At 61.1% G+C, this 20061-nt stretch carries 16 protein-coding genes, 1 pseudogene and 2 other annotated features; of the genes and pseudogenes, 12 read left to right on the top strand and 5 right to left on the bottom strand.

Going from position 1 to position 20061, the window contains the following annotated elements:
- Window positions 1–46: 46 nt before the first annotated feature.
- Genes C6570_RS08750 through C6570_RS08760 form a run of 3 tightly spaced genes read right to left on the bottom strand, consistent with a single transcriptional unit; the run spans window position 47 to window position 3759 of the window.
- Window positions 47–733 (bottom strand): nitroreductase family protein, encoded by a 687-nt coding sequence (locus tag C6570_RS08750; protein WP_106702862.1) that lies wholly within the window; start codon window positions 731–733, stop codon window positions 47–49.
- Window positions 730–3213 carry an arsenate reductase (azurin) large subunit gene (locus C6570_RS08755; protein WP_106702863.1) on the bottom strand — a complete coding sequence of 828 codons (2484 nt, stop codon included), beginning with the start codon at window positions 3211–3213 and terminating at the stop codon, window positions 730–732. Before C6570_RS08755 ends, C6570_RS08750 begins: the two co-directional genes overlap by 4 nt.
- A 12-nt stretch (window positions 3214–3225) precedes the next feature.
- Entirely contained in the window at window positions 3226–3759 is a 534-nt protein-coding gene (locus C6570_RS08760) for an arsenate reductase (azurin) small subunit (RefSeq protein ID WP_106702864.1), read from the bottom strand.
- A gap of 169 nt (window positions 3760–3928) precedes the next feature.
- Here C6570_RS08760 and C6570_RS08765 point away from each other — a divergent pair, with 169 nt between their 5' ends.
- The 3 genes from C6570_RS08765 to C6570_RS08775 all read left to right on the top strand — a co-directional run bounded on the left by C6570_RS08765 (window position 3929) and on the right by C6570_RS08775 (window position 7522).
- Window positions 3929–4777, top strand: a complete 849-nt coding sequence (locus C6570_RS08765; protein ID WP_164675517.1) for a PhnD/SsuA/transferrin family substrate-binding protein — start codon at window positions 3929–3931, stop codon at window positions 4775–4777.
- A 371-nt stretch (window positions 4778–5148) separates the two neighbouring features.
- Window positions 5149–6225, top strand: a complete 1077-nt coding sequence (locus C6570_RS08770) for a sensor histidine kinase (RefSeq protein ID WP_211297668.1) — start codon at window positions 5149–5151, stop codon at window positions 6223–6225.
- Complete coding sequence (locus C6570_RS08775; protein WP_106702866.1) at window positions 6203–7522, top strand: sigma-54-dependent transcriptional regulator; 1320 nt, start codon at window positions 6203–6205, stop codon at window positions 7520–7522. The genes C6570_RS08770 and C6570_RS08775 overlap by 23 nt, the downstream gene beginning before the upstream one ends.
- Before the next feature lie 305 nt (window positions 7523–7827).
- Here C6570_RS08775 and C6570_RS08780 read toward each other — a convergent pair whose 3' ends face one another.
- Together C6570_RS08780 and C6570_RS08785 are read right to left on the bottom strand one after the other, a co-directional pair.
- Entirely contained in the window at window positions 7828–9228 is a 1401-nt protein-coding gene (locus C6570_RS08780) for a heavy metal sensor histidine kinase (protein ID WP_106702867.1), read from the bottom strand.
- Window positions 9225–9917: a heavy metal response regulator transcription factor gene (locus C6570_RS08785; RefSeq protein ID WP_106702868.1), complete on the bottom strand. Its 693-nt coding sequence runs from the start codon at window positions 9915–9917 to the stop codon at window positions 9225–9227. The genes C6570_RS08780 and C6570_RS08785 overlap by 4 nt, the downstream gene beginning before the upstream one ends.
- A gap of 117 nt (window positions 9918–10034) precedes the next feature.
- On the opposite strand from C6570_RS08785, the gene C6570_RS08790 reads away from it, so the two are divergent.
- The 9 genes and pseudogenes from C6570_RS08790 (at window position 10035) to C6570_RS08830 (ending at window position 20046) form a co-directional block, all read left to right on the top strand.
- Window positions 10035–11909 carry a copper resistance system multicopper oxidase gene (locus C6570_RS08790; protein WP_106702869.1) on the top strand — a complete coding sequence of 625 codons (1875 nt, stop codon included), beginning with the start codon at window positions 10035–10037 and terminating at the stop codon, window positions 11907–11909.
- The gene (locus tag C6570_RS08795) at window positions 11906–12901 is read left to right on the top strand and encodes a copper resistance protein B (RefSeq protein WP_245896374.1); all 996 of its coding nucleotides are present in this window, start codon (window positions 11906–11908) and stop codon (window positions 12899–12901) included. The genes C6570_RS08790 and C6570_RS08795 overlap by 4 nt, the downstream gene beginning before the upstream one ends.
- Window positions 12902–12934: 33 nt before the next feature.
- A complete protein-coding gene (locus tag C6570_RS08800; RefSeq protein WP_106702870.1) occupies window positions 12935–13441 on the top strand; it encodes a cupredoxin domain-containing protein in 507 nt (168 codons plus the stop codon).
- A gap of 31 nt (window positions 13442–13472) precedes the next feature.
- Complete coding sequence (locus C6570_RS08805; RefSeq protein WP_106702871.1) at window positions 13473–13958, top strand: DUF411 domain-containing protein; 486 nt, start codon at window positions 13473–13475, stop codon at window positions 13956–13958.
- A 33-nt stretch (window positions 13959–13991) separates the two neighbouring features.
- A complete protein-coding gene (locus C6570_RS08810) occupies window positions 13992–14462 on the top strand; it encodes a hypothetical protein (protein WP_106702872.1) in 471 nt (156 codons plus the stop codon).
- A 326-nt stretch (window positions 14463–14788) separates the two neighbouring features.
- Complete coding sequence (locus tag C6570_RS08815; RefSeq protein WP_106704606.1) at window positions 14789–15214, top strand: c-type cytochrome; 426 nt, start codon at window positions 14789–14791, stop codon at window positions 15212–15214.
- 92 nt (window positions 15215–15306) lie between these two features.
- Window positions 15307–17664, top strand: coding sequence for a copper-transporting P-type ATPase (locus tag C6570_RS08820; RefSeq protein ID WP_106702873.1), 2358 nt, complete (start codon window positions 15307–15309; stop codon window positions 17662–17664).
- Window positions 17564–18762, top strand: a pseudogene (locus C6570_RS08825) (IS3 family transposase); the annotation flags it as partial. The gene C6570_RS08820 and the pseudogene C6570_RS08825, both read left to right, overlap by 101 nt.
- Window positions 17842–17958, top strand: a sequence feature (AL1L pseudoknot). Its footprint overlaps the pseudogene before it by 117 nt.
- Before the next feature lie 49 nt (window positions 18763–18811).
- Window positions 18812–20046 (top strand): IS3 family transposase gene (locus C6570_RS08830; RefSeq protein WP_106701051.1). Its coding sequence is split into 2 segments (ribosomal slippage): window positions 18812–19100 and window positions 19100–20046, totalling 1236 coding nucleotides; the frame shifts between segments, so codons are not numbered across the junction.
- Window positions 19090–19206 (top strand) — a sequence feature (AL1L pseudoknot). Its footprint overlaps the gene before it by 117 nt.
- Window positions 20047–20061: the final 15 nt, after the last annotated feature.

A 20061-nucleotide genomic window follows, 5' to 3' on the forward strand; every position in this document is an offset into this window, starting at 1 on the left:
GCATTCTTCGGCGGACCTGTGAGGGCGTTTTGCGCTCCACGGTCGTCTACAAACTCTGTGAGCGAGGTACCCCCAGGACGCCAAAGAAGTCATCCACATTTGGACGCACGCGTCCGACTCCATTCGATTTGACGGAGCGTCCAATGCTGATGCAGCAGATCGCGCGCTCGCTCTCCGCAAGCTCAAAGAGGGATCTGACGTGCATGGAGTCCATGGCACGCCCACTGCTCAGGCCAACGCTGAATCCCATGGCCACAGCCCCAAGCTGGATGTTTTGTATCGCCGCTCCAAGCGACACAAGCTGATCCACGGGCGGCACATCTGCCCTGTCGGAGACAGTGCACGCTATGGCAACCAAAAGAACTGGAGCGCGGTCTGCCTTCTCGCGTGCGGTGACCAGTTGCTCTTCAGAGGCACCAGGATCTCGGTCGAGGAGCGCCAGCGCGAAGGCACGCCCGAGCAAGTGCCGTGACTCGGCAGGAACGAGCACAAAACGCCACGGAATCAATCGACCGTGATCTGGCGCGGCGGCGGCGAGCCAGAGCAGCTCTTCCAACTGATCACTGTTCGGACCCGGATCGACCAGCCACCGCGGCCCGACGTGGCGGCGTGACTGAATCAGATCACGTGCCCGATCGAAATCGACCCGTGCTATGGGCTCGAAGCCATTCGCCGCGACCTGCAGCGTTGCAGGTTCGTCCTTTTCCGGGCTCGTCGCCGTGCCGCGGATCATGAGTAGCGCCGTTCCTTGAAGCTGATAGATTGCTTCCAGTCCTCAACGCTGCCAACGCGCTGGACGCTGGCCCAGGTGCCCTTGTAATACGGCACGACGTTCCGATCCACCCAGGATGTCACGACGTCGCCTGCAACGCCCTTGATGTAGCCGAACAGCATGAATGTATGCCCGGGCTTGATCGACTTCATCGGGTATGCCATGGCATAGGTGCTTCCGAAGTCGTTCCACACCTCGATCACATCGCCAGCCTTGATGCCGAGTTGCGAGGCGTCCGCTGGATTCATTTCCAGGTAGGCCATGGGATAGCGATCGCGCACAAAGCTGTTGTATTGATCGTGGTATGCGGTCTGCCACACCTCGTTGGCGCGTCCCTGGTTGATCCAGAATTTGTGCTTTGCCTTCTGATCGGACACCATCTTCGGTAATCCGTTCCACGGCGCTGGCTTGAATTCAGCCTTGCCGTCCTTGGTGTCGAACTTGTAGTCGGCATACAGCATTTCCGTGCCGATCAACTTGCCGTCCTTGACCTCCTTGATTGGCAACTGCACGCCGTTGTTGCCGGCCTTGCGCAGCAGTTCGTAGGTGGCGAGGTAACCCGTGTCGCCACCCTGGCTGTCGATGGGCGGCGAGCCAGGCCGCCCCGCGCGACGAAAACCGTCATTGAAGGCGTCTTCCTCGCTCGTCCAGTTGAAGCCGTCGAAGCGAGCAGCCATGTCGGCCTTTCCCTGCTTCTGGTACATCGCTTTCAGCGTGTTGGCGATGTCCGCCGCGATCAGGCAGTCTGCCTTGGCAGAGCCCGGCGGGTCCATGAACTTCTCGGACAGTCGCAGACGTCGCTCGCCATTCATCGACGTGAGGTTCGCCTCGCCTGGGTGGGCGGCAGGCAACAGCATGTGCGCCTCTTCGGCGATCATCGTCGGGTACAGGTTGATCCCCACCACGAACATTCCGCCTTTGGTCTTGCAGGCGTTGTAGATCACATCGATCAATTGCTCAGTGTTCGCGCCGCGCGCCTTTGCAATTGCTTCGTTAACGATGGCTGTCCGCTTGTGGAGTGCGAGGCGATGCTGCTCAGCGTTCAGGGTCGTCTGGAACGGGTTGGTGCCCCAGAGCGTGTACATCAACCCGCGGCCCTTGATGACCTCCTGGTCGATGTAGATTTTCTTGTCACCCGGATAGGGCGGACGGGTATAGCCTTCCTGATGGCCGCCCATGCGGCATACGCCGGTGCCTCGACGCCCCACGTTGTGTGTCGCCAGGGCGAGACTCACCAGCGCACTCTGGATAACGTAGTTGTCGTTGCCCCAGATGATGCCCTTCTCGTAGGGATGGAAGGTGCGGGGACGGTGGCCGCTGGCCTTGGGCTTGTAGGCCCACTCGGCCGCCTGACGCAGTTTGGCTACAGGAATGCCGGTCGCCTTGGCGCCGTCTTCCAGGCTCATGCGATTGGTGCGGACCGCGTCGTCGAAGCCCTTGGTGTACTTGCCGATGAAATCCTTGTCGTGCCAACCCTGCTCCACGACATAGGTGAACAGCGTGTTGAACAAGGCGGTATCGCTACCAGGCTCAATGTCCAGATGCAGCACGTTGTCCTTGCCCGCGATTTGTTCGGCGATTGCCACCGTTGCCGACCGGCGTGGATCGACGATGATGATCTTTGCAGCCGCTGCCGTCTCGCCGGGAAAGCGCTGCTTCTTTTTCTCCACCGTTCCTCCATTGAGGTTGGGCAGCCAGTGGTTCAAGAAGTAGTTGGTCTGCGTTTCGTATGAGTTGCACCCAATGGCCATGATGCAGTCTGCCAACTGCGCGTCTTCATAGCTGTTGTTCAGTTCGCCAACACCCATCTCGCGCGTGGCGTGGCACTCCGAGTTGTAGGCTGGTCGGTTGTGTATGCGGACCATTGGCGTCTTTAGCGCCGAGAACATCAGTTTTCCGGTACCCCAGGTGTTCTCGAATCCGCCGCCAGCCCCCCCATGGTCAAAGCAGTCATAGAACAGACCGCTTGGCCCATCGTTGTCGAGAATTTTCTTGGTCAGGCCCGCATAGATCGCAAGCGCGTTCTCCCAACTGGTGTCGAGCCACTGATCGCCCCGGAAAATGCGGGGGGTCTTGAGTCGCTCGCGGCCGATGCCGTCGTGTGCGTACATGTATGACGCCATTTTTCCGCCGCGCGTCGACGACAGCCCCGAGTTCACCACGCACTCCTTGTCGGGGACGATCATGATGTTCCAGCGCTTGCCGGCTCGATCGGTGATCGTATTTGTCATGGCCCGCGTGAGCGTGACCTGCAGCGGCGGCACTTGCTGGGTGAAATCCACGCCCAAGGCGTTTTGCGATGCGGCTCGTCCACCTTCGCGGTTGGAATCCCACTTGTAGACGTGATAGCCACATCCCACGATGCAGAAGTGGCATGTCATGTTGGACTTCTGGGCGTCAGTCGGTGGGAGCGCGATTCGGTCGTTGATGGTGCTGCTCATGGCAAGATCTCCTTAAAGGACATTGGCCTGACGGCCATAGATCAACCCATCCATCCCGATTGCGCTGACTGTGTCGGTGGCCGCGTCGTAGTTCAGCATCACGCGCGGAAGATCCTCGGTCGCCTGCCCGCAAACCATTTGTCCGCCGTTCTCGGGATCGAAGATCGAAAAGTGGCAGCCGCACTTCAGGGTCTTGGTGGCTTCTTCGTACGCCACTGGGCAGCCCATGTGCGTACACATCGCGCTGAATGCCACGATGTCCTTGTTGGGCCCAACCCCACCATGGACAGGTGCGCCCATCCGTAGGGCCACGCACGGTGAGGATGAGTCGGGGTAGGTGAAGCTGACGACCTTGTTGACCGGCATGCCGCCTGCCTTGCCGACGTTGGCCTTGGGATACGGCAACGTGGTTGTTCCAGCGGGCGAGGCAGCCTGGGCTTGTGCCGTCGACGGCATCAATGCGGCGCTGGCGGCGCCCATGGACGCGACTGCCGTGCCACCGCTGGTCTTGAGGAAGATGCGGCGACTGAGTTTCTGATTTTCCATACGTGTCTCCTAGTAGTCGTCTTTGGACACGAGTGGGAATGCAGGATCCATGCCCGTCCAGCGGGCTATGAAAATCAACAGGTTACGCGCGGCCACCTCCGGGTATGTCCGGATTTAGTAACGTCACGGTCGCGTTAATGTTCCAATCTCGTAACCTACCGAGGCCGACATGAAACGGCGACTGTTCATCGCAGGGAGCGCTGCCTACGGGACAGGGCTTAGTGCACAACCCTCGCGTCGCTTGCGCATTGGCGTGACTGCGGTGATGCTGTCGGATCAGACAGCATTCCTGACTCGTTGGGCCGCATATCTATCGGACCGGACGCAGACCAGCGTCTCTTTCGTGGTTCGAGATCAGTACCGCGCCGTGATGGAACTGATGTCCGCCGGTCAGGTGGAATCGGCCTGGATATGCGGTTACCCCTTCGTTCGGTATCAATCTTCTTTGAGGCTTTTGGCGGTACCGCTGTATCGCGGGATGCCTCAGTATCAAGCCTATTTGATCCGTCCACGTGGGACAACAACGCCCCAGAGCTGGTCAGACCTGCGCGGCAAAGTTCTCGCGTATTCGGATCCGCTGTCGAACTCTGGGTGGCTGGTGGCGCAAGCACAAATGGCGGCGGCCGGCGTTGCTTCAACCGACTTGCGCGGTCAGTTTTTTGCGTATGGGCATCGCAACGTCGCCGATGCGGTAGCGGCACGCCTTGCCGATGCGGGTGCGATAGATGGGTACATCTGGGACACGATGCTGAAACTGGGAATGCAAGGCGCCCTGCAGACCGAGGTTGTATGGCGCTCTACGCCCTGTGGGTTTCCACCGTTTGTAACGCCAAGCCTTGTCAGCCCTGCCTCCGTGGAGCCTCTGAGGAATGCATTGATCGAAATGTCGAAAGATCCGACGGGGCAGGGACTGCTCGACAGTCTGAACCTATCGGGCTTCGTAGACGGATCGCCCGCACTCTACGACTCGATTCGTCAGATGGCCTCGCAGACACCCAACTCGGGCGTACCGAGCTAGGCGAAACCGCCATGTGGTTCCGACTGCCGTATCGCCTCCAGATTCCTCTGGGACTATCGTTGGCCGTGCTTCTGACTGCATTGCTTGTCACGGTGGTGGCTGCGAGAAGTGCTGCCGCAACAGCCCGATCCGAGATTGAAGCTGCCATTTCTCGCGCGTCCGTGTTGCTGTCTGGTCAAGCCAAGCCGTACCTCCTGTCGAACGACACTTGGCGAGCGTTCGTTCTCCTGCGTGACATTGCAGGCCTCCTACCGGCAGCGGCGGAAGGTCATTCGAATGCAGCCATCCTCGGCGCAGACGCGCACACGCTCGCGTCGTCAGACCCAAGCCGGTTCCCAACTAGCGCGCCCGTTCCAGGAGTTCCATTCAATTTGATTGAACACCTGAAAGGACCGAGCAAGGTGGATCTGCCCGACGGTGGCGTTGCTTTGGTGAATCCCGTCCTGAGTGAGGACGGCGCCAAGATGGGCTACTCCCTTGTTGCCGTGGAGCGGGCCGCGTTCGAGCCTGACTGGGCAACGCTCGGAAAGTCTGCTGCACTCGGCGCGGCACTTTCCGTACTCTTCCTTGCTCCTCTTGGATGGATCGCGGGAAGACGCATGACAAGGCCGATTCGCGAACTGGCACGGGCAATTTCACGTATCGGCCAAGATCCATCCACGCAGATTGAATCCGAACTGTCTTCCAATGCCGACCCGGAACTGGCGCGCATCTATTCGGCAGTGCGCCGATTGATTGCAGAACTGCGGGAGAGGCAACAAGCCCAGCGGCGAGCACTGTCGTCTGAAAGGTTGGCTGCGGTCGGTCGCATGACAGCGGCCGTCGCGCATGAAATCAACAACCCGTTGGGAGGATTGATCAACGCTGTTCAGACATTGAAGGTCCATGGGGATTCCGAAGCAACTCGCCGTCGCTCGGTCGATCTCCTCCAGCGCGGATTGCACCAAATTCGCGTCACTGTCTCGGCACTCCTGCCTCAAGCGCGAATTGAAGACAGGGACTTTGGCGCCCAAGACTTCGACGATGTGTTGACTCTGGCCGGTCCGGCAGCAGTCAGCCGATCGGTCGTTATCCGCGGGGTGTCCAGCATCGAGGCAGATGCGCACATTGCGGCGTCCATCCTTCGGCAGGTCCTTCTGAACCTTGTTCTCAATGCTGTGAAGGCCGCAGACGCTGACGACGAAGTCCTGGTCAAGTGCGCGATCGATGATGAAGCGTTCGAGATCACGGTGCAACATCGCGGCAAGGCCTTCAGCCAAGCCGATCTGCAAACGATCGTCGACTCAACCATGGGAGATGACCCTAGGGGCTTTGGTCTCTGGGTCTGCCACCAGATTGCTCTCCAGCGAGGGGGGCGCTTTGGCGTGGACGAGAGTCACAAACCTGGAACGCGGATGGTGTTCCGCATACCCAATCGCGAGTCACATGAAGACCATTCTGTTAGTTGAAGATGATCCCATCATGGGCGAATCGCTCTTGCAGCGTTTCGAGCTTGAAGGCTTCAATGTCCGCTGGTGCCATACGTTGGATCAAGCTCGTCAGGCTATCGACGAAGATCCCCTGGCAGTCGTTAGTGACATCAGACTGCCCGACGGTCTTGCGTCTGACTGGTACGTCAATCTTCCTGCCCGGGTTCGTGGCATCCCTTGGTTCTTTCTCACTGGCTACGGCAGTGTGAATGACGCTGTTCGAGCCGTCCAAGCGGGCGCTCGTCAGTACCTCACCAAGCCATTCGACATAGAAGCGCTGGTGGCCTCGGTGCTGGTGGCGACTTCTGGCCGATCTGCGGAGAACGATGTCGTTATGGGAATCTCAATGGCAATGCGCCAAGTGGAGAGCATGCTGCAGAAAGTGGGGCCCCAACGAGTTTCGTTGCTCCTCACCGGTGAGTCGGGGGTCGGCAAGGAAGTGGCTGCACAGTTGGTTCATCGAAGCGGTGCGCGGGGTGATGCTCCATTTGTCGCCGTGAACTGCGCGGCCATTCCGGAAACACTCATGGAGGCGGAATTCTTCGGCTATGAAAAGCACGCGTTCACAGGAGCGCACCGCGCGCATCGAGGCTATCTGGAACGTGCCGACGGCGGTACGCTGTTTCTTGACGAGGTCGCTGATCTGCCGGCCAGCATGCAGGCGAAGTTGCTGAGGGCCCTGCAAGAGCGAAGCTTCTTCCGTCTCGGTTCGGAATCTGTCATGCGCAGCGACTTCCGAGTCGTCGCAGCGACCAATCGCGACCTCCAGGAAGCCATGCAGCAAGGCGCTTTTCGGGAGGATCTGTACTACCGGCTTGCGGTGGTTCGCGTGCATCTACCTCCTCTGCGCGAACGACCAGAAGACATTCGCTGGTTGGCCGAGCAAATGCTGCTTCAAATTGCCGAAGAGCAAGGAGCTCCGGTCGCGGCGTCAGAGGCGTTTATGCGCAGCCTCATGGCTCAACGATGGTCGGGAAATGCGCGAGAGCTCAGGGCGCATTTGGAGCAGGCCGTCGCATTGAGCGAGGCGGGAATACTTGATGTGCTGGATGGCGCGCCCGAGCTCGCTGGCAGCCACGACCGCGATGGCAACCTTGCCCCACTTCACGAAGTCCTCACACGCGCTGAGACAACTCATATTCGGCGCGCGCTGACCACCTCGAACGGCAGCATCGGCAAAGCAGCAGAACTGCTCGGCATCAGCCGAAAAACCCTTTGGGAAAAGATGAAGCGGGGCATGATCGAAGCGCCTCAGCAGCGTGTCAATCAACCCTGACCCCCGCGGTGTCGCTAATCCAAGTCCGGCTGCTAACGATCTGAAAGCTGTCGGTCGTTGTTGTCCAGTGCGCAGCCGCTCATGGCCGCGAACGGGTGCCGTCGACCCATTGCGGAACTTAGTTCCTTCACCCGTTTGGACTGATGCAGACGCCAAAGCGGACATCGCGGCCTGCCGTGACAGGCGCGCCGGTCGGAATCAACCAGAGCCCGTTAGTCATTGCTATCTGAGGTCCCATTCGCACGACAAGATCTCCCCTGCCGCGCGTCGTTCAGACTGAATGCGGCGCCTGTCAGAGTGCTGCGTCAATTAGCATTTGGTGGGAGAAAAATTTCGAACACGTTTCCTTCGGCATTGGCATAGCCTTGGATGCGCCCTCCGTGCGCTTGCACAATCGCCTGCGTGATGGCAAGGCCCAAGCCTGCTCCCTCACCCTCACCGATGGAGTGGCTGCGATCCTGCTCAGCGCGGTAGAAACGCTCGAAAAGCCGCTTCATCACGTCGGGCGCAATGGGCGTACCGGCGTTCTCGACCGCCAGCCGGACCTCACCTCCACGCTCTTCGATACGCACTTCCACAGTCCCGGCTCGTGGCGTATAGCGCAGCGCATTCGAAAGCAGATTGCTCACTGCCCGCCGCAGCATCAGGCGATCACCCATGACCGTGGCATCGCCGGATACATGCAGAGTTACGCCACGATCATCTGCCAGCGCTTCATAGAACTCAAAGAGCGCACGCACCTCGTGGCCGAGCGCAACGGGCTCACGCGATGGCAAAAGGTGCCCATGCTCGGCCTTGGCCAGCAACAGCATGTCGGCCACCGTGCGTGAAAGGCGCTCCAGCTCTTCCGAGTTTGAAGCCAGAATCTCCTGGTAGTCGGCCGTGCTGCGCGGCTGGCTGAGGCCGACCTGGGTCTGGGTCAAGAGGTTGGACAGCGGTGTGCGCAGCTCATGTGCGATGTCCGACGAAAAACGCGTCAACCTCTCGAACGCGTCATGCAAGCGCGCAAGCATCGCGTTCAGCGACGCGGCAAGTTCAGCCAATTCACTTGGACCTTCATCAACCGGCATGCGCACATCGAGTTGGCCCGAGCCGATAAGGGCGGCCTTTTCCTGCATCGCTGTCAGCGGCTTCAGCCCTTGACGCACCGCCCACCAGGCCAGCACAGCGCAGCCGAGCGCGGTTAACAACACATAGCCGATCAAGGCTTTGCGAAAGTTTGAGATGAAGGTCTCGTGGTGGTGGATGTCGAGTGCCATCGCAACGGTGAGAGGAGCCGCACCGCTCATCGACACCGGCATCAGCATGGCGCTGCCTCGCCATGCATGGTCCCCCTCGCGCCAACTCAGCGTGGTCGTGGGATGCGCGTCATCCGGGCGTCGTAGCAATTCGGCCGGCACCGTAATGGCGTTCTGACGGAACAAGGATAGGCCAGCCGCATCCTCCAAGCGGACGGCCAGATCGTGGTGGCTGGCAAAGGCGTACTCGAACTTCGCCGGCAGCGCTTCGAGATCAGCCTGGTCGGCAACCTGCGCGATCATTTGCCGTGCTTGTTGCAGGTGACTGTGCAACGTGCCGCGGTCCTGCGCTTCGAAGTGATCGTCAAGTGCCCACAACGTGACGCCACCCATCAGGGCAAGTGCGGTGCTTGCCACTGTCGCCAGCAACACCGTAAGGCGCGTTCCGAGCGAGGCGCGCTCTGTCATCGCGTTTCGCTTGTTCCGTCGTCAAGCAGATAGCCCATGCCGCGCACGGTCTGGATTAGTTTGAGATCGAACGGATCATCGACTTTCGCTCTCAAGCGTCGCACCGCGACCTCGACCACGTTGGAGTCGCTGTCGAAATTCATGTCCCACACCTGCGATGCGATCAGCGAACGTGGCAGCACCTCGCCGCGCCGACGCAGCAGCAGTTCCAGCAGCGCAAACTCCTTGGCTGTCAGGTCGATGCGCTGGCCGGCGCGGGCGGCACGGCGGCGCAACAGGTCGAGAGACAAGTCTGCCGCTTCAAGAACGGTGGACTCGGCCACACCACGCGTATTGCGGCGCAGCAGCGTCCGCACGCGAGCCAGTAACTCGGCGAATGCGAAAGGTTTGAGCAGGTAGTCGTCCGCACCCAACTCCAGGCCCTTGACGCGGTCTTCGACCAAATCTCGTGCGGTCAGGAACAGCACCGGCATCGATTTTCCAGCCTGGCGCAATGCACCCAGAATCTGCCAGCCATCTAGACCCGGCAGCATGACATCGAGCACGATCAGGTCGTGGTCGTCGGTCAGCGCCAAGTGCAAACCATCGACACCGTTGCGCGCCAATTCGACCGCGTAACCGGCCTCGGTCAGCCCTTGGCGCAGATAGTCGCCGGTCTTGGTCTCGTCTTCAACGATCAGTATCTTCATGGCCACAGCATCTCACGACGCAAGTGTGCCCTCAGTCCCCGTCGCCGCCCGCAAGATGACAAAAATGTAATTGGGCGGTAAGTGTCCCGTCGGCTGGCGGGAACCACACTCACCGTCATGAGATTTTCTTCATCTTCCCCCACCGACTCCCCGCGTGCGGCAGCCTCCCGTCGCCGATTCATGCAGGCGCTGGCGGCTGGTGGAGCGTTCGGCGCTTTTGGCCACCTGCCTGCATGGTCACAAGAGACCTTGGTAGCCGCGCGCACCGGCACGCCACCTGAGCTGCGCGGCCCGAACTTCGACCTGACGTTGGCTGAAACCACCGTCAACTTCGATGGCCGAACCGGCATCGCCACCACCATTAATGGCAGCCTCCCCGGTCCCACCCTGCGCATGCGCGAGGGAGAGACAGTCACGATCCGGGTGACCAATCGCTTGCGAGAAACAGCTTCCATCCATTGGCACGGCATCATTCTGCCGTTTCAGATGGATGGCGTGCCCGGAGTCAGCTTTGCTGGCATTGCACCCGGCGAGACCTTCACCTACCGCTATACGCTGGAGCAAAGCGGCACCTACTGGTATCACTCGCACAGTGGCATGCAGGAGTTGACAGGCATCTACGGTGCGATGATCGTCGAGCCGCGAGATGGCGAGCGTATCCGCGCCGACCGCGAGCATGTCGTGTTGCTGTCCGACTGGACCGGCACCGACCCGATGCGTGCACTCCACAAGCTCAAGGCGCAGGGTGATGTGTTCAATCAGAACCGTCCCGTCATGCGTGAATTGCTGCGCGATGTGCATACGAGCGGGCTAAGCGCTGCACTTCGCGAGCGTGACATGTGGAACGCCATGCGCATGAGCCCAACCGATCTGGCAGACCTGTCTTCAACTGTGCTCAGCTACCTCATCAACGGCAGTGCGCCGGGCGCCAACTGGACCGCCCAGTTCAAGCGGGGTGAGCGTGTGCGATTGCGCTGCATTAACGGCGCCGGCAACACTTTCTACGACGTGCGCCTACCCGGCCTCAAGCTCACCGTGGTGCAAATGGACGGGCAGGACGTGGAACCCGTGACCGTTGACGAGTTTCGGTTCGGCCCGGGCCAGACCTGCGACGTGTTGGTGCAGCCCACGGACGACGTCTACACCATCTACGCGCAATCCATGGATCGCACTGGCTACGCCCGCGGCACGCTGGCTGTCCGCCAAGGTTTGAGTGCGCCGGTTCCCGCGCTGGACACGGTCCAATGGTTGACCATGGCAGACATGATGGGCGGCATGGACCACGGCGGCGGTCATGGCGCGCAGACCCAAAGCCATCAAATCGACTCTGTCTCAAACCATGGAGGAATGAACCACAGTGCCATGGGTGGCATGAACCATGGTGCTATGGGTGGAATGGATCACGGGTCCATGAGTGGAATGAACCACGGTGCCCATGGCACGGCGTCCAACGACCTGGCCAAGCCATCGACCACGGTGCGGCATGCGCGCACAGAGTGGGGGCCGGGCACCGACATGCGGGTGGACATGCCACGCACCAACCTGGACGACCCCGGGGTCGGGCTGCGCAACAACGGCCGGCGCGTGCTCAATCTGGCCGATCTCAAGACTATTGGTGGCCCGCTCGATCCACGGGGCGCCGAACGAGAGATGGAGCTTCACCTCACCGGAAACATGGAGCGCTACACGTGGTCGCTCGATGGTCTGGCCTTCGCCGACAGCAAACCACTGCGCTTTCGCTATGGGGAGCGGCTACGAGTCATCCTGCACAACGACACCATGATGACGCACCCCATGCACCTGCACGGGATGTGGAGTGAACTGGAATCGCCCGGCGGTGAATTCCTGGCACGCCTGCACACCGTCCCGGTCCAACCGGCACAGCGCGTGAGCTTCCTGGTCACCGCAGATGCCCTGGGCCGTTGGGTGTGGCATTGCCACCTCATGTTCCACATGGACTTGGGTATGTTCCGAGAGGTGGTGGTTGCATGAACGGTATCAAATTTTCATCGCGGCTAGCCCGGACGACCCTCGCAGAAGCAACCTCCCTGTCGCTTGCGCTCCTGTTGCTCGCGAGCGGATCAGGTGCCTTAGCGCAGGGCCACCAAAGCCACAGTGGTCCACAAAGCGCAGTCGGGTCGCAGGCCGTCCAGCCGACAGCAGCACATGCTACGCACGATGCTTCGTCGACACCCATCGCCAACTCGGCAACGATGGATCACGGCAGCATGCAGATGCAAGGCGGGAGCCCTCCAGAGGACGCTCGCGACCCCAACGCGTACTCCGAAGGGTTCGAGCGGGGAACAGGAGAGCACGTTCCCCCAGGGGTGACGCGCTTGGAACTGGGCGACCAGCACGCGTTCGGAAACCTGCGGGTGAATCGCTTGGAACGGGTCTGGACGCGTCGGGGTTCAAACTTCACCGCCTACGACCTGCAAGGCCGATTCGGACGCGACTTCGATTACTTGGTCGTCAAGGCCGAAGGTGAGGTTGCCAAGGGCAAGCTCCACGATTCGCGAACCGAGTTCTTGTGGGCCCATGCGGTCGCTGGGTACTGGGACAGCCAGCTTGGTGTGCGCCTCGACAAAGGCACGGGACGAAGCCGTCAGTGGCTAGCCGTCGGCATCCAGGGCCTCGCACCCTACTGGTTTGACTTGAGTGCCACCGCCTACCTAGGCAACGGCGGCCGGACGGCCTTGCGACTGGACGGCGAATACGACTGGCGCCTGACGCAGAAGCTGATCCTGAAGCCCCGGACTGAGTGGACCTTCTACGGCAAGGACGACCGTGAAAACGGCCGTGGCAAAGGCTTGAGCACAGCGACCGCCGGCGTGCGGTTGCGCTATGAAATCACGCGCCAGATCGCGCCATACGTTGGCGTGGAGTGGCAAAAATCCTTCGGTCGCACAAGCGATTTCGTGCGGGCGTCAGGAGGCCGAGATAGCCAGACTCGTTGGGTGGCTGGCCTCAGCTTCTGGTTTTAAACATCACTTGCGCAATTTGAATTGGAGTATTCGATGAATAGGCACCTGTTCACTTCGCTGCTGCTGGCAGCGATCTTCCCCATCTCTGCACTGGCCGCCGGCGACCACTCCCATGGTCACAGCATGCCCGCTTCGCACGGAAACATGACGGCCGCAGAACACGCAGGTATGTACGGACAACCGGGTGATCCCAAGAAGGTCTCACGCACCGTCGAAGTTGCACTCAGCGATGACATGCGGTTCACGCCGTCCGCCATCGAAGTGAAAGCGGGAGAGACCATTCGCTTCTTCGTGCGCAACAACGGAAAAGTCGATCATGAGATGGTTCTTGGCCAACTCGACGATTTGAAGGCACATGCCAAGGAAATGCAAGCGAACCCGGGGATGGTGCACAAGGAGCCCAATCAAGTTCATCTGAAGCCCGGACAGCGCGGCGGCATGGTGTGGCAGTTCACCCAGTCTGGAACGGTGGACTTCGCATGCACCGTGCCCGGTCACCTCGAAGCAGGCATGGTGGGCAAGGTCAAGGTCGCGCCTTGAGTGACCCACAGGACAGAACAGGAGAAACAACATGAGCACCAATGATTTGCGTCGCCGGCAGTTTGGGCAATGGGCGATAGCGGGCGGCTTGGGCTTGCTCACCTTAGGTTCGCCTCGTGCTCAAGCTAGGCGCGAAGGTGTTGCGGTTGAGGTCTGGAAGGACGCCAGTTGCGGTTGCTGCGGCGACTGGATCACGCATATGGAAAAGAACGGCTTCAAGATCACCGTCCACGACACAGGCAACAACGCCGTGCGTGCACGCCTTGGACTTCCCACCAAGTACGGGTCCTGTCATACGGCGCTGGTGGGCGGTTACGTCGTCGAAGGGCATGTGCCGGCCTCGGATGTGCAGCGCCTGCTGCGGGAAAAGCCACAGGCGCTGGGTCTCGCAGTGCCCGGCATGCCGATTGGCTCGCCGGGCATGGACGGCGCGGTCTACGGCGGTCGCCGCGACCGCTACGACACGCTGCTGGTGTCGCGCGACGGTAGCAGCCGTGTGTTCCAAAGCCATGCGTAAGAGTTCGAAAGTGCTTCTCTGAAGGAGTTGACGATGAAATCACTGATCAAGTTGTCCGCTGGCGTGTTGCTGGCGCTTGGCTCTCTTGTCAGCGCGCAGGCACAGGCGCCGGCAAGCAACGACCATGTCGCCCACCACCCTGGCCAAGCCGCCGCCACCCCGCCAGCAACTGCCGGCGCGCCCAATTTGCCCAACGCTGCAATGATGCAGAACATGGATGCACACATGCAAGCGATGCGAGAGATGCACGAGAACATGAATGCAGCAAAGACGCCGGAAGCCCGCCAGGCGCTCATGGACGAGCACATGAAGACCATGCAGGGCGGCATACAGATGATGGGCATGATGCACGGCCAGGCAGCGGCGAGTCCACCTGCAGGCATGGCTGGTATGCAGCATCACCATCAAATGATGGAAAAGCGCATGGCGATGATGGAGTCGATGATGAAAATGATGATGGACCGTCTGCCGCCGACGCCGCCAGGTTCTTCCTCAATCAAGTGAAGCTCACCATGGACCATGCTCACGGCGATCTCGCTTGAGCCAGCGCTGATGAGGGCGGACGAGGATAGTGGCGGTCTCGCTATGCGGTTGGTCTACTCATGTTCGGCGCGGTCGCAGGCCATTTCCCGTGGATTGGGCACCGTGCCAACCTGGAGCAATCGTGGCCTGCGCTGTTGTACTTCTGAATCCCCTAGCGCACATGTTTATGCACCGCGGCCTTGCTGTGGCAGGCTGTGAGTGACTTGATTACTCACAAAAGACCGCGCTGGGTGGTGATAGGTCTAGGGGCGCTGTTGTTCGTGGCACTGCTCGCTGCGGGCACGTACATGGTGGTGGAAAACAAGCCATGGGCCAAGCTGCAACTGTACACGCTGCGTCCAGACGATCCGCAGGTTGTGAGTGTTGGTGCTCGCATCTACGCCCAGCACTGCGCGGCCTGTCATGGGGCGCGGGGAGAAGGTCAACCCGATTGGCGTGAACGTGGTCCGGATGGCCTGTTGCCCGCTCCTCCGCACGATCCGAGCGGCCATACCTGGCATCACCCGGACTCTCAGTTGTTTGCGATTACGAAGTTTGGCCTTGCCAAGCTCATCGACCAGCCTGACTACAAGACCGCCATGCCCATCTATAGCGGTGTGCTGAGCGACGACGAAATAGTTGCTGTGCTCTCTTGGATCAAAGCCCAGTGGCCGCCCGATGTCAAAGCACGTCATGACGAGATCAATCAAGCAGCGCGCAAAGCTGGACTCTGAAGGGGTCATGGCCTCTTGGCTGTTGACCTTTCTACGATGGTAGGCACGACGATGCCTTTGCCGCTCTGACGAATCGACCGAAAGGCTAACCGATGAACTCTAATCACAATGGTCGCGACCCCTCTGGGCCTGCATCGGGCTTAGCGCCCACGACCTACGCCTGCCCAATGCATCCCGAGGTTCGGCAGGACCATCCCGGGCGCTGCCCGAAGTGCCAGATGCACTTGGTCCTCGAAGGCTCAGCAACGCAGACAGGCCACATTCTTAGCGAGCAGCACGCGCACGACCAAGGTGTTAACCGAACACTAGGTACCGTCGCTGTGTCGGTTGCCTCGTCACGCGAGGCGCCCGCCACTCCGGCCGGCACGATCTACACCTGTCCGATGCATCCAGAAGTCCGACAGGACCATCCCGGCAACTGCCCCATCTGCGGCATGTCCCTGGAGCCAGTCATTCCGTTGGATGAAGAGGAGAGCCACGAGCTGGTGGCCCTCCAACGCCGCTTCTGGTGGACGCTGCCGCTGACCGTTATCGTCACCGTGCTGGCGATGTTTGGCCACCGTCTGGGCTGGTTCGACATGGACACCCAGTCCTGCATCGAACTGGTGCTGTCAACGCCCGTGGTTTTGTGGGCCGGCTGGCCCTTCTTCGTGCGGTGCTGGCAATCCATCATCAATGGCAGTCCCAATATGTGGACGCTGATCGGTCTGGGTACAGGCGCCGCCTTCATTTACAGCGTGGTCGCTACACTGGCGCCCGGCATGTTCCCCGACTCATTCGTTTCCATGGGTCGTGTCGCCGTCTATTTCGAGGCGGCCGTCGTCATCATTTCGCTGACCTTGCTGGGCCAGGTCCTCGAATTGAAGGCGCGCTCACAGACATCGGCGGCACTCAAGGCGCTTCTGGGTCTGGCGCCCAAGACCGCGCGCCGGATCAATGCCGACGGCAGTGAGGACGACATTCCGCTCAGCCATGTCCACGTCGATGATCTGCTGCGTGTGCGCCCGGGCGAGAAGGTGCCGGTCGATGGCGTCGTGACCGAAGGCAGCAGCGCCGTCGACGAATCCATGCTGACGGGCGAGCCCTTGCCGATCACCAAGCGTGTTGGCGACAAGGTGATCGGCGCCACCTTGAACACCAGCGGTGCACTGGTGATGCGCTCGGAGAAGGTTGGCGCGGCCACCCTGCTGTCGCAGATCGTGCAGATGGTGGCGAACGCGCAGCGTTCGAAGGCTCCGATGCAGCGCATGGCGGACGTGGTGGCAGGAAAATTTGTCGTCGTCGTGGTACTGATCGCCATCGCTACGTTCTTTGTATGGGGTTTCTTCGGGCCAGAACCGAGCTGGGTCTTCGCACTGATCAACGCCGTGGCGGTGCTGATCATTGCCTGCCCGTGCGCGCTCGGGCTGGCGACCCCGATGTCCATCATGGTCGCCACGGGGCGCGCGGCGACGCAGGGCATTCTGTTTCGGGACGCCGGCGCCATCGAAAAGCTCCGCGAGGTAAATACCCTGATCGTGGACAAGACCGGTACCCTGACCGAAGGCAAGCCCGCTTTCGACACTGCCGTTGCCGCGTCGGGCTACACGCCAGACGAGGTGCTGCGCCTGGCCGCCAGTCTTGATCAAGGCAGCGAGCATCCTCTGGCCGATGCCATCGTCAGTGCAGCCCGTGAGAAGGGCCTCAGTTTGGTTGCGCCCGCCGATTTCGATTCGGGCAGCGGCATCGGAGTACGCGGCAGCGTTCAGGGCAAACGTCTTGTGCTCGGCAACACGGCGCTGATGCAGCAGGAGCGCATCTCGACCGATGCTATGAAAGGCGATGGTGAGCGCCTACGCGGCGAAGGCGCCAGCGTTATGCATCTAGCCGTAGACGGACAACTGGCAGGTCTGCTGGCGGTCACAGACCCAATTAAGGCGACCACGCCCGATGCCATCAAGATGCTGCACGACAGTGGCATGCGTATCGTGATGGCAACGGGAGATGGACTGACGACCGCACGGGCCGTTAGTGTGAAGCTCGGCATCGATGAGGTGCATGGCGAGGTCACGCCAGCAGACAAGCTAGCGCTGGTTGAGCGCCTGCAGAAGCAAGGGCGCGTCGTCGCCATGGCGGGCGATGGCATCAACGATGCCCCGGCGCTGGCCAAGGCTGACGTGGGCATTGCCATGGGAACCGGCACAGACGTCGCCATGAGCAGCGGGCAGGTTACGCTCGTCAAGGGCGATCTGCGCGGCATCGCGGCGGCGCGTGACATCTCCATAGAGACGGTTCGCAATATGCAGCAGAACCTGCTGTTTGAACCGCCCCGTATTTTGAGGAGGCTCCAACACTTGAGAAGATGGAGCCATGAACAAGTCACCGAAGTTCTCCCCGGAAGTGCGCGAGCGCGCCGTGCGCATGGTGCAGGAGCACCGAGCCGACTACCCGTCGCTGTGGGCAGCCATTGAATCGATTGCTCCCAAGATTGGCTGCGCGCCGCAGACCTTGAACGACTGGGTCAAGAAGGCCGATGTCGACAGCGGCCAGCGCCCCGGCACCACCACTGCAGACGCCCTGCGCATCAAGGAGCTGGAGCGTGAGGTCAAGGAATTGCGCCGGGCCAACGACATCCTGAAGACGGCCAGCGCGTTTTTCGCGCAGGCGGAGCTCGACCGCCGATTGAAGTCGTGAAGGCCTACATCGACCGCCACCGTGATGACTACGGGGTCGAGCCCATCTGCCGGGTGCTGCAGATGGCCCCGTCGTGTTACTGGCGCCACGCAGCCCGACAACGCAACCCGCAACTGCGCAGTCAACGCGCCCAGCGTGACGAGGGCTTGAAGGCCGACATCCAGCGCGTGTGGCACGCCAACTGGCAGGTCTACGGGGCCGACAAGGTCTGGCTGCAGATGAACCGCGAGGGCATCGTGGTGGCGCGCTGCACGGTCGAGCGTCTGATGCGTGCCATGGGCTTGCAAGGGGCACGCCGTGGCAGGGCGGTGCGCACCACCACGCCGGATACCTCGGCCCCGTGCCCGCTGGACCACGTCAACCGGCACTTCAAGGCCAGCCGTCCCAACGAGCTATGGGTGTCGGACTTCACCTATGTCTCCACCTGGCAGGGCTGGCTGTATGTGGCCTTTGTTGTGGACGTGTATGCCCGGCGCATCGTGGGCTGGCGAGTCAGCCGCAGCATGCAAACGGACTTCGTGCTGGATGCGCTGGAGCAGGCGCTGTATGACCGCCAGCCAGCAGCCCATGCCTTGACGCACCATTCCGACAGGGGCAGTCAATACGTCAGCATCCGCTACACCGAACGGTTGGACCAGGCGGGCATACAGCCCTCAGTGGGCAGCAGGGGAGACAGCTATGACAACGCGCTGGCCGAGACCATCAACGGTCTGTACAAGGCCGAGTTGATTCACCGCCGGGGACCTTGGAAGACCAGGGAATCCGTGGAACTGGCCACCTTGCAATGGGTGCACTGGTTCAACCATGTCCGATTGCTCACGCCGATTGGGGGCATCCCTCCGGCAGAAGCTGAGGCAAACTACTGGAGGCAACTTGAACCGCCCCGTATTTTGAGGAGGCTCCAACACTTGAGAAGATGGAGCCATGAACAAGTCACCGAAGTTCTCCCCGGAAGTGCGCGAGCGCGCCGTGCGCATGGTGCAGGAGCACCGAGCCGACTACCCGTCGCTGTGGGCAGCCATTGAATCGATTGCTCCCAAGATTGGCTGCGCGCCGCAGACCTTGAACGACTGGGTCAAGAAGGCCGATGTCGACAGCGGCCAGCGCCCCGGCACCACCACTGCAGACGCCCTGCGCATCAAGGAGCTGGAGCGTGAGGTCAAGGAATTGCGCCGGGCCAACGACATCCTGAAGACGGCCAGCGCGTTTTTCGCGCAGGCGGAGCTCGACCGCCGATTGAAGTCGTGAAGGCCTACATCGACCGCCACCGTGATGACTACGGGGTCGAGCCCATCTGCCGGGTGCTGCAGATGGCCCCGTCGTGTTACTGGCGCCACGCAGCCCGACAACGCAACCCGCAACTGCGCAGTCAACGCGCCCAGCGTGACGAGGGCTTGAAGGCCGACATCCAGCGCGTGTGGCACGCCAACTGGCAGGTCTACGGGGCCGACAAGGTCTGGCTGCAGATGAACCGCGAGGGCATCGTGGTGGCGCGCTGCACGGTCGAGCGTCTGATGCGTGCCATGGGCTTGCAAGGGGCACGCCGTGGCAGGGCGGTGCGCACCACCACGCCGGATACCTCGGCCCCGTGCCCGCTGGACCACGTCAACCGGCACTTCAAGGCCAGCCGTCCCAACGAGCTATGGGTGTCGGACTTCACCTATGTCTCCACCTGGCAGGGCTGGCTGTATGTGGCCTTTGTTGTGGACGTGTATGCCCGGCGCATCGTGGGCTGGCGAGTCAGCCGCAGCATGCAAACGGACTTCGTGCTGGATGCGCTGGAGCAGGCGCTGTATGACCGCCAGCCAGCAGCCCATGCCTTGACGCACCATTCCGACAGGGGCAGTCAATACGTCAGCATCCGCTACACCGAACGGTTGGACCAGGCGGGCATACAGCCCTCAGTGGGCAGCAGGGGAGACAGCTATGACAACGCGCTGGCCGAGACCATCAACGGTCTGTACAAGGCCGAGTTGATTCACCGCCGGGGACCTTGGAAGACCAGGGAATCCGTGGAACTGGCCACCTTGCAATGGGTGCACTGGTTCAACCATGTCCGATTGCTCACGCCGATTGGGGGCATCCCTCCGGCAGAAGCTGAGGCAAACTACTGGAGGCAACTAGCCGTCAGCGACACCTCGGCAGAGGTGTCAACTTAAACCAAGCGGCCTCCT

The organism is Ottowia oryzae, from assembly GCF_003008535.1.
Lineage (GTDB): Bacteria > Pseudomonadota > Gammaproteobacteria > Burkholderiales > Burkholderiaceae_C > Ottowia > Ottowia oryzae.

What these genes read in the sequence shown, in the direction of transcription:
- C6570_RS08750 (WP_106702862.1), bottom strand. Translation starts at nt 733, where the DNA reads ATGATCCGCGGCACGGCGACGAGCCCGGAAAAGGACGAACCTGCAACG.
- C6570_RS08755 (WP_106702863.1), bottom strand. Translation starts at nt 3,213, where the DNA reads ATGAGCAGCACCATCAACGACCGAATCGCGCTCCCACCGACTGACGCC.
- C6570_RS08760 (WP_106702864.1), bottom strand. Translation starts at nt 3,759, where the DNA reads ATGGAAAATCAGAAACTCAGTCGCCGCATCTTCCTCAAGACCAGCGGT.
- C6570_RS08765 (WP_164675517.1), top strand. Translation starts at nt 3,929, where the DNA reads ATGAAACGGCGACTGTTCATCGCAGGGAGCGCTGCCTACGGGACAGGG.
- C6570_RS08775 (WP_106702866.1), top strand. Translation starts at nt 6,203, where the DNA reads ATGAAGACCATTCTGTTAGTTGAAGATGATCCCATCATGGGCGAATCG.
- C6570_RS08780 (WP_106702867.1), bottom strand. Translation starts at nt 9,228, where the DNA reads ATGACAGAGCGCGCCTCGCTCGGAACGCGCCTTACGGTGTTGCTGGCG.
- C6570_RS08785 (WP_106702868.1), bottom strand. Translation starts at nt 9,917, where the DNA reads ATGAAGATACTGATCGTTGAAGACGAGACCAAGACCGGCGACTATCTG.
- C6570_RS08790 (WP_106702869.1), top strand. Translation starts at nt 10,035, where the DNA reads ATGAGATTTTCTTCATCTTCCCCCACCGACTCCCCGCGTGCGGCAGCC.
- C6570_RS08795 (WP_245896374.1), top strand. Translation starts at nt 11,906, where the DNA reads ATGAACGGTATCAAATTTTCATCGCGGCTAGCCCGGACGACCCTCGCA.
- C6570_RS08800 (WP_106702870.1), top strand. Translation starts at nt 12,935, where the DNA reads ATGAATAGGCACCTGTTCACTTCGCTGCTGCTGGCAGCGATCTTCCCC.
- C6570_RS08805 (WP_106702871.1), top strand. Translation starts at nt 13,473, where the DNA reads ATGAGCACCAATGATTTGCGTCGCCGGCAGTTTGGGCAATGGGCGATA.
- C6570_RS08810 (WP_106702872.1), top strand. Translation starts at nt 13,992, where the DNA reads ATGAAATCACTGATCAAGTTGTCCGCTGGCGTGTTGCTGGCGCTTGGC.
- C6570_RS08815 (WP_106704606.1), top strand. Translation starts at nt 14,789, where the DNA reads ATGGTGGTGGAAAACAAGCCATGGGCCAAGCTGCAACTGTACACGCTG.
- C6570_RS08820 (WP_106702873.1), top strand. Translation starts at nt 15,307, where the DNA reads ATGAACTCTAATCACAATGGTCGCGACCCCTCTGGGCCTGCATCGGGC.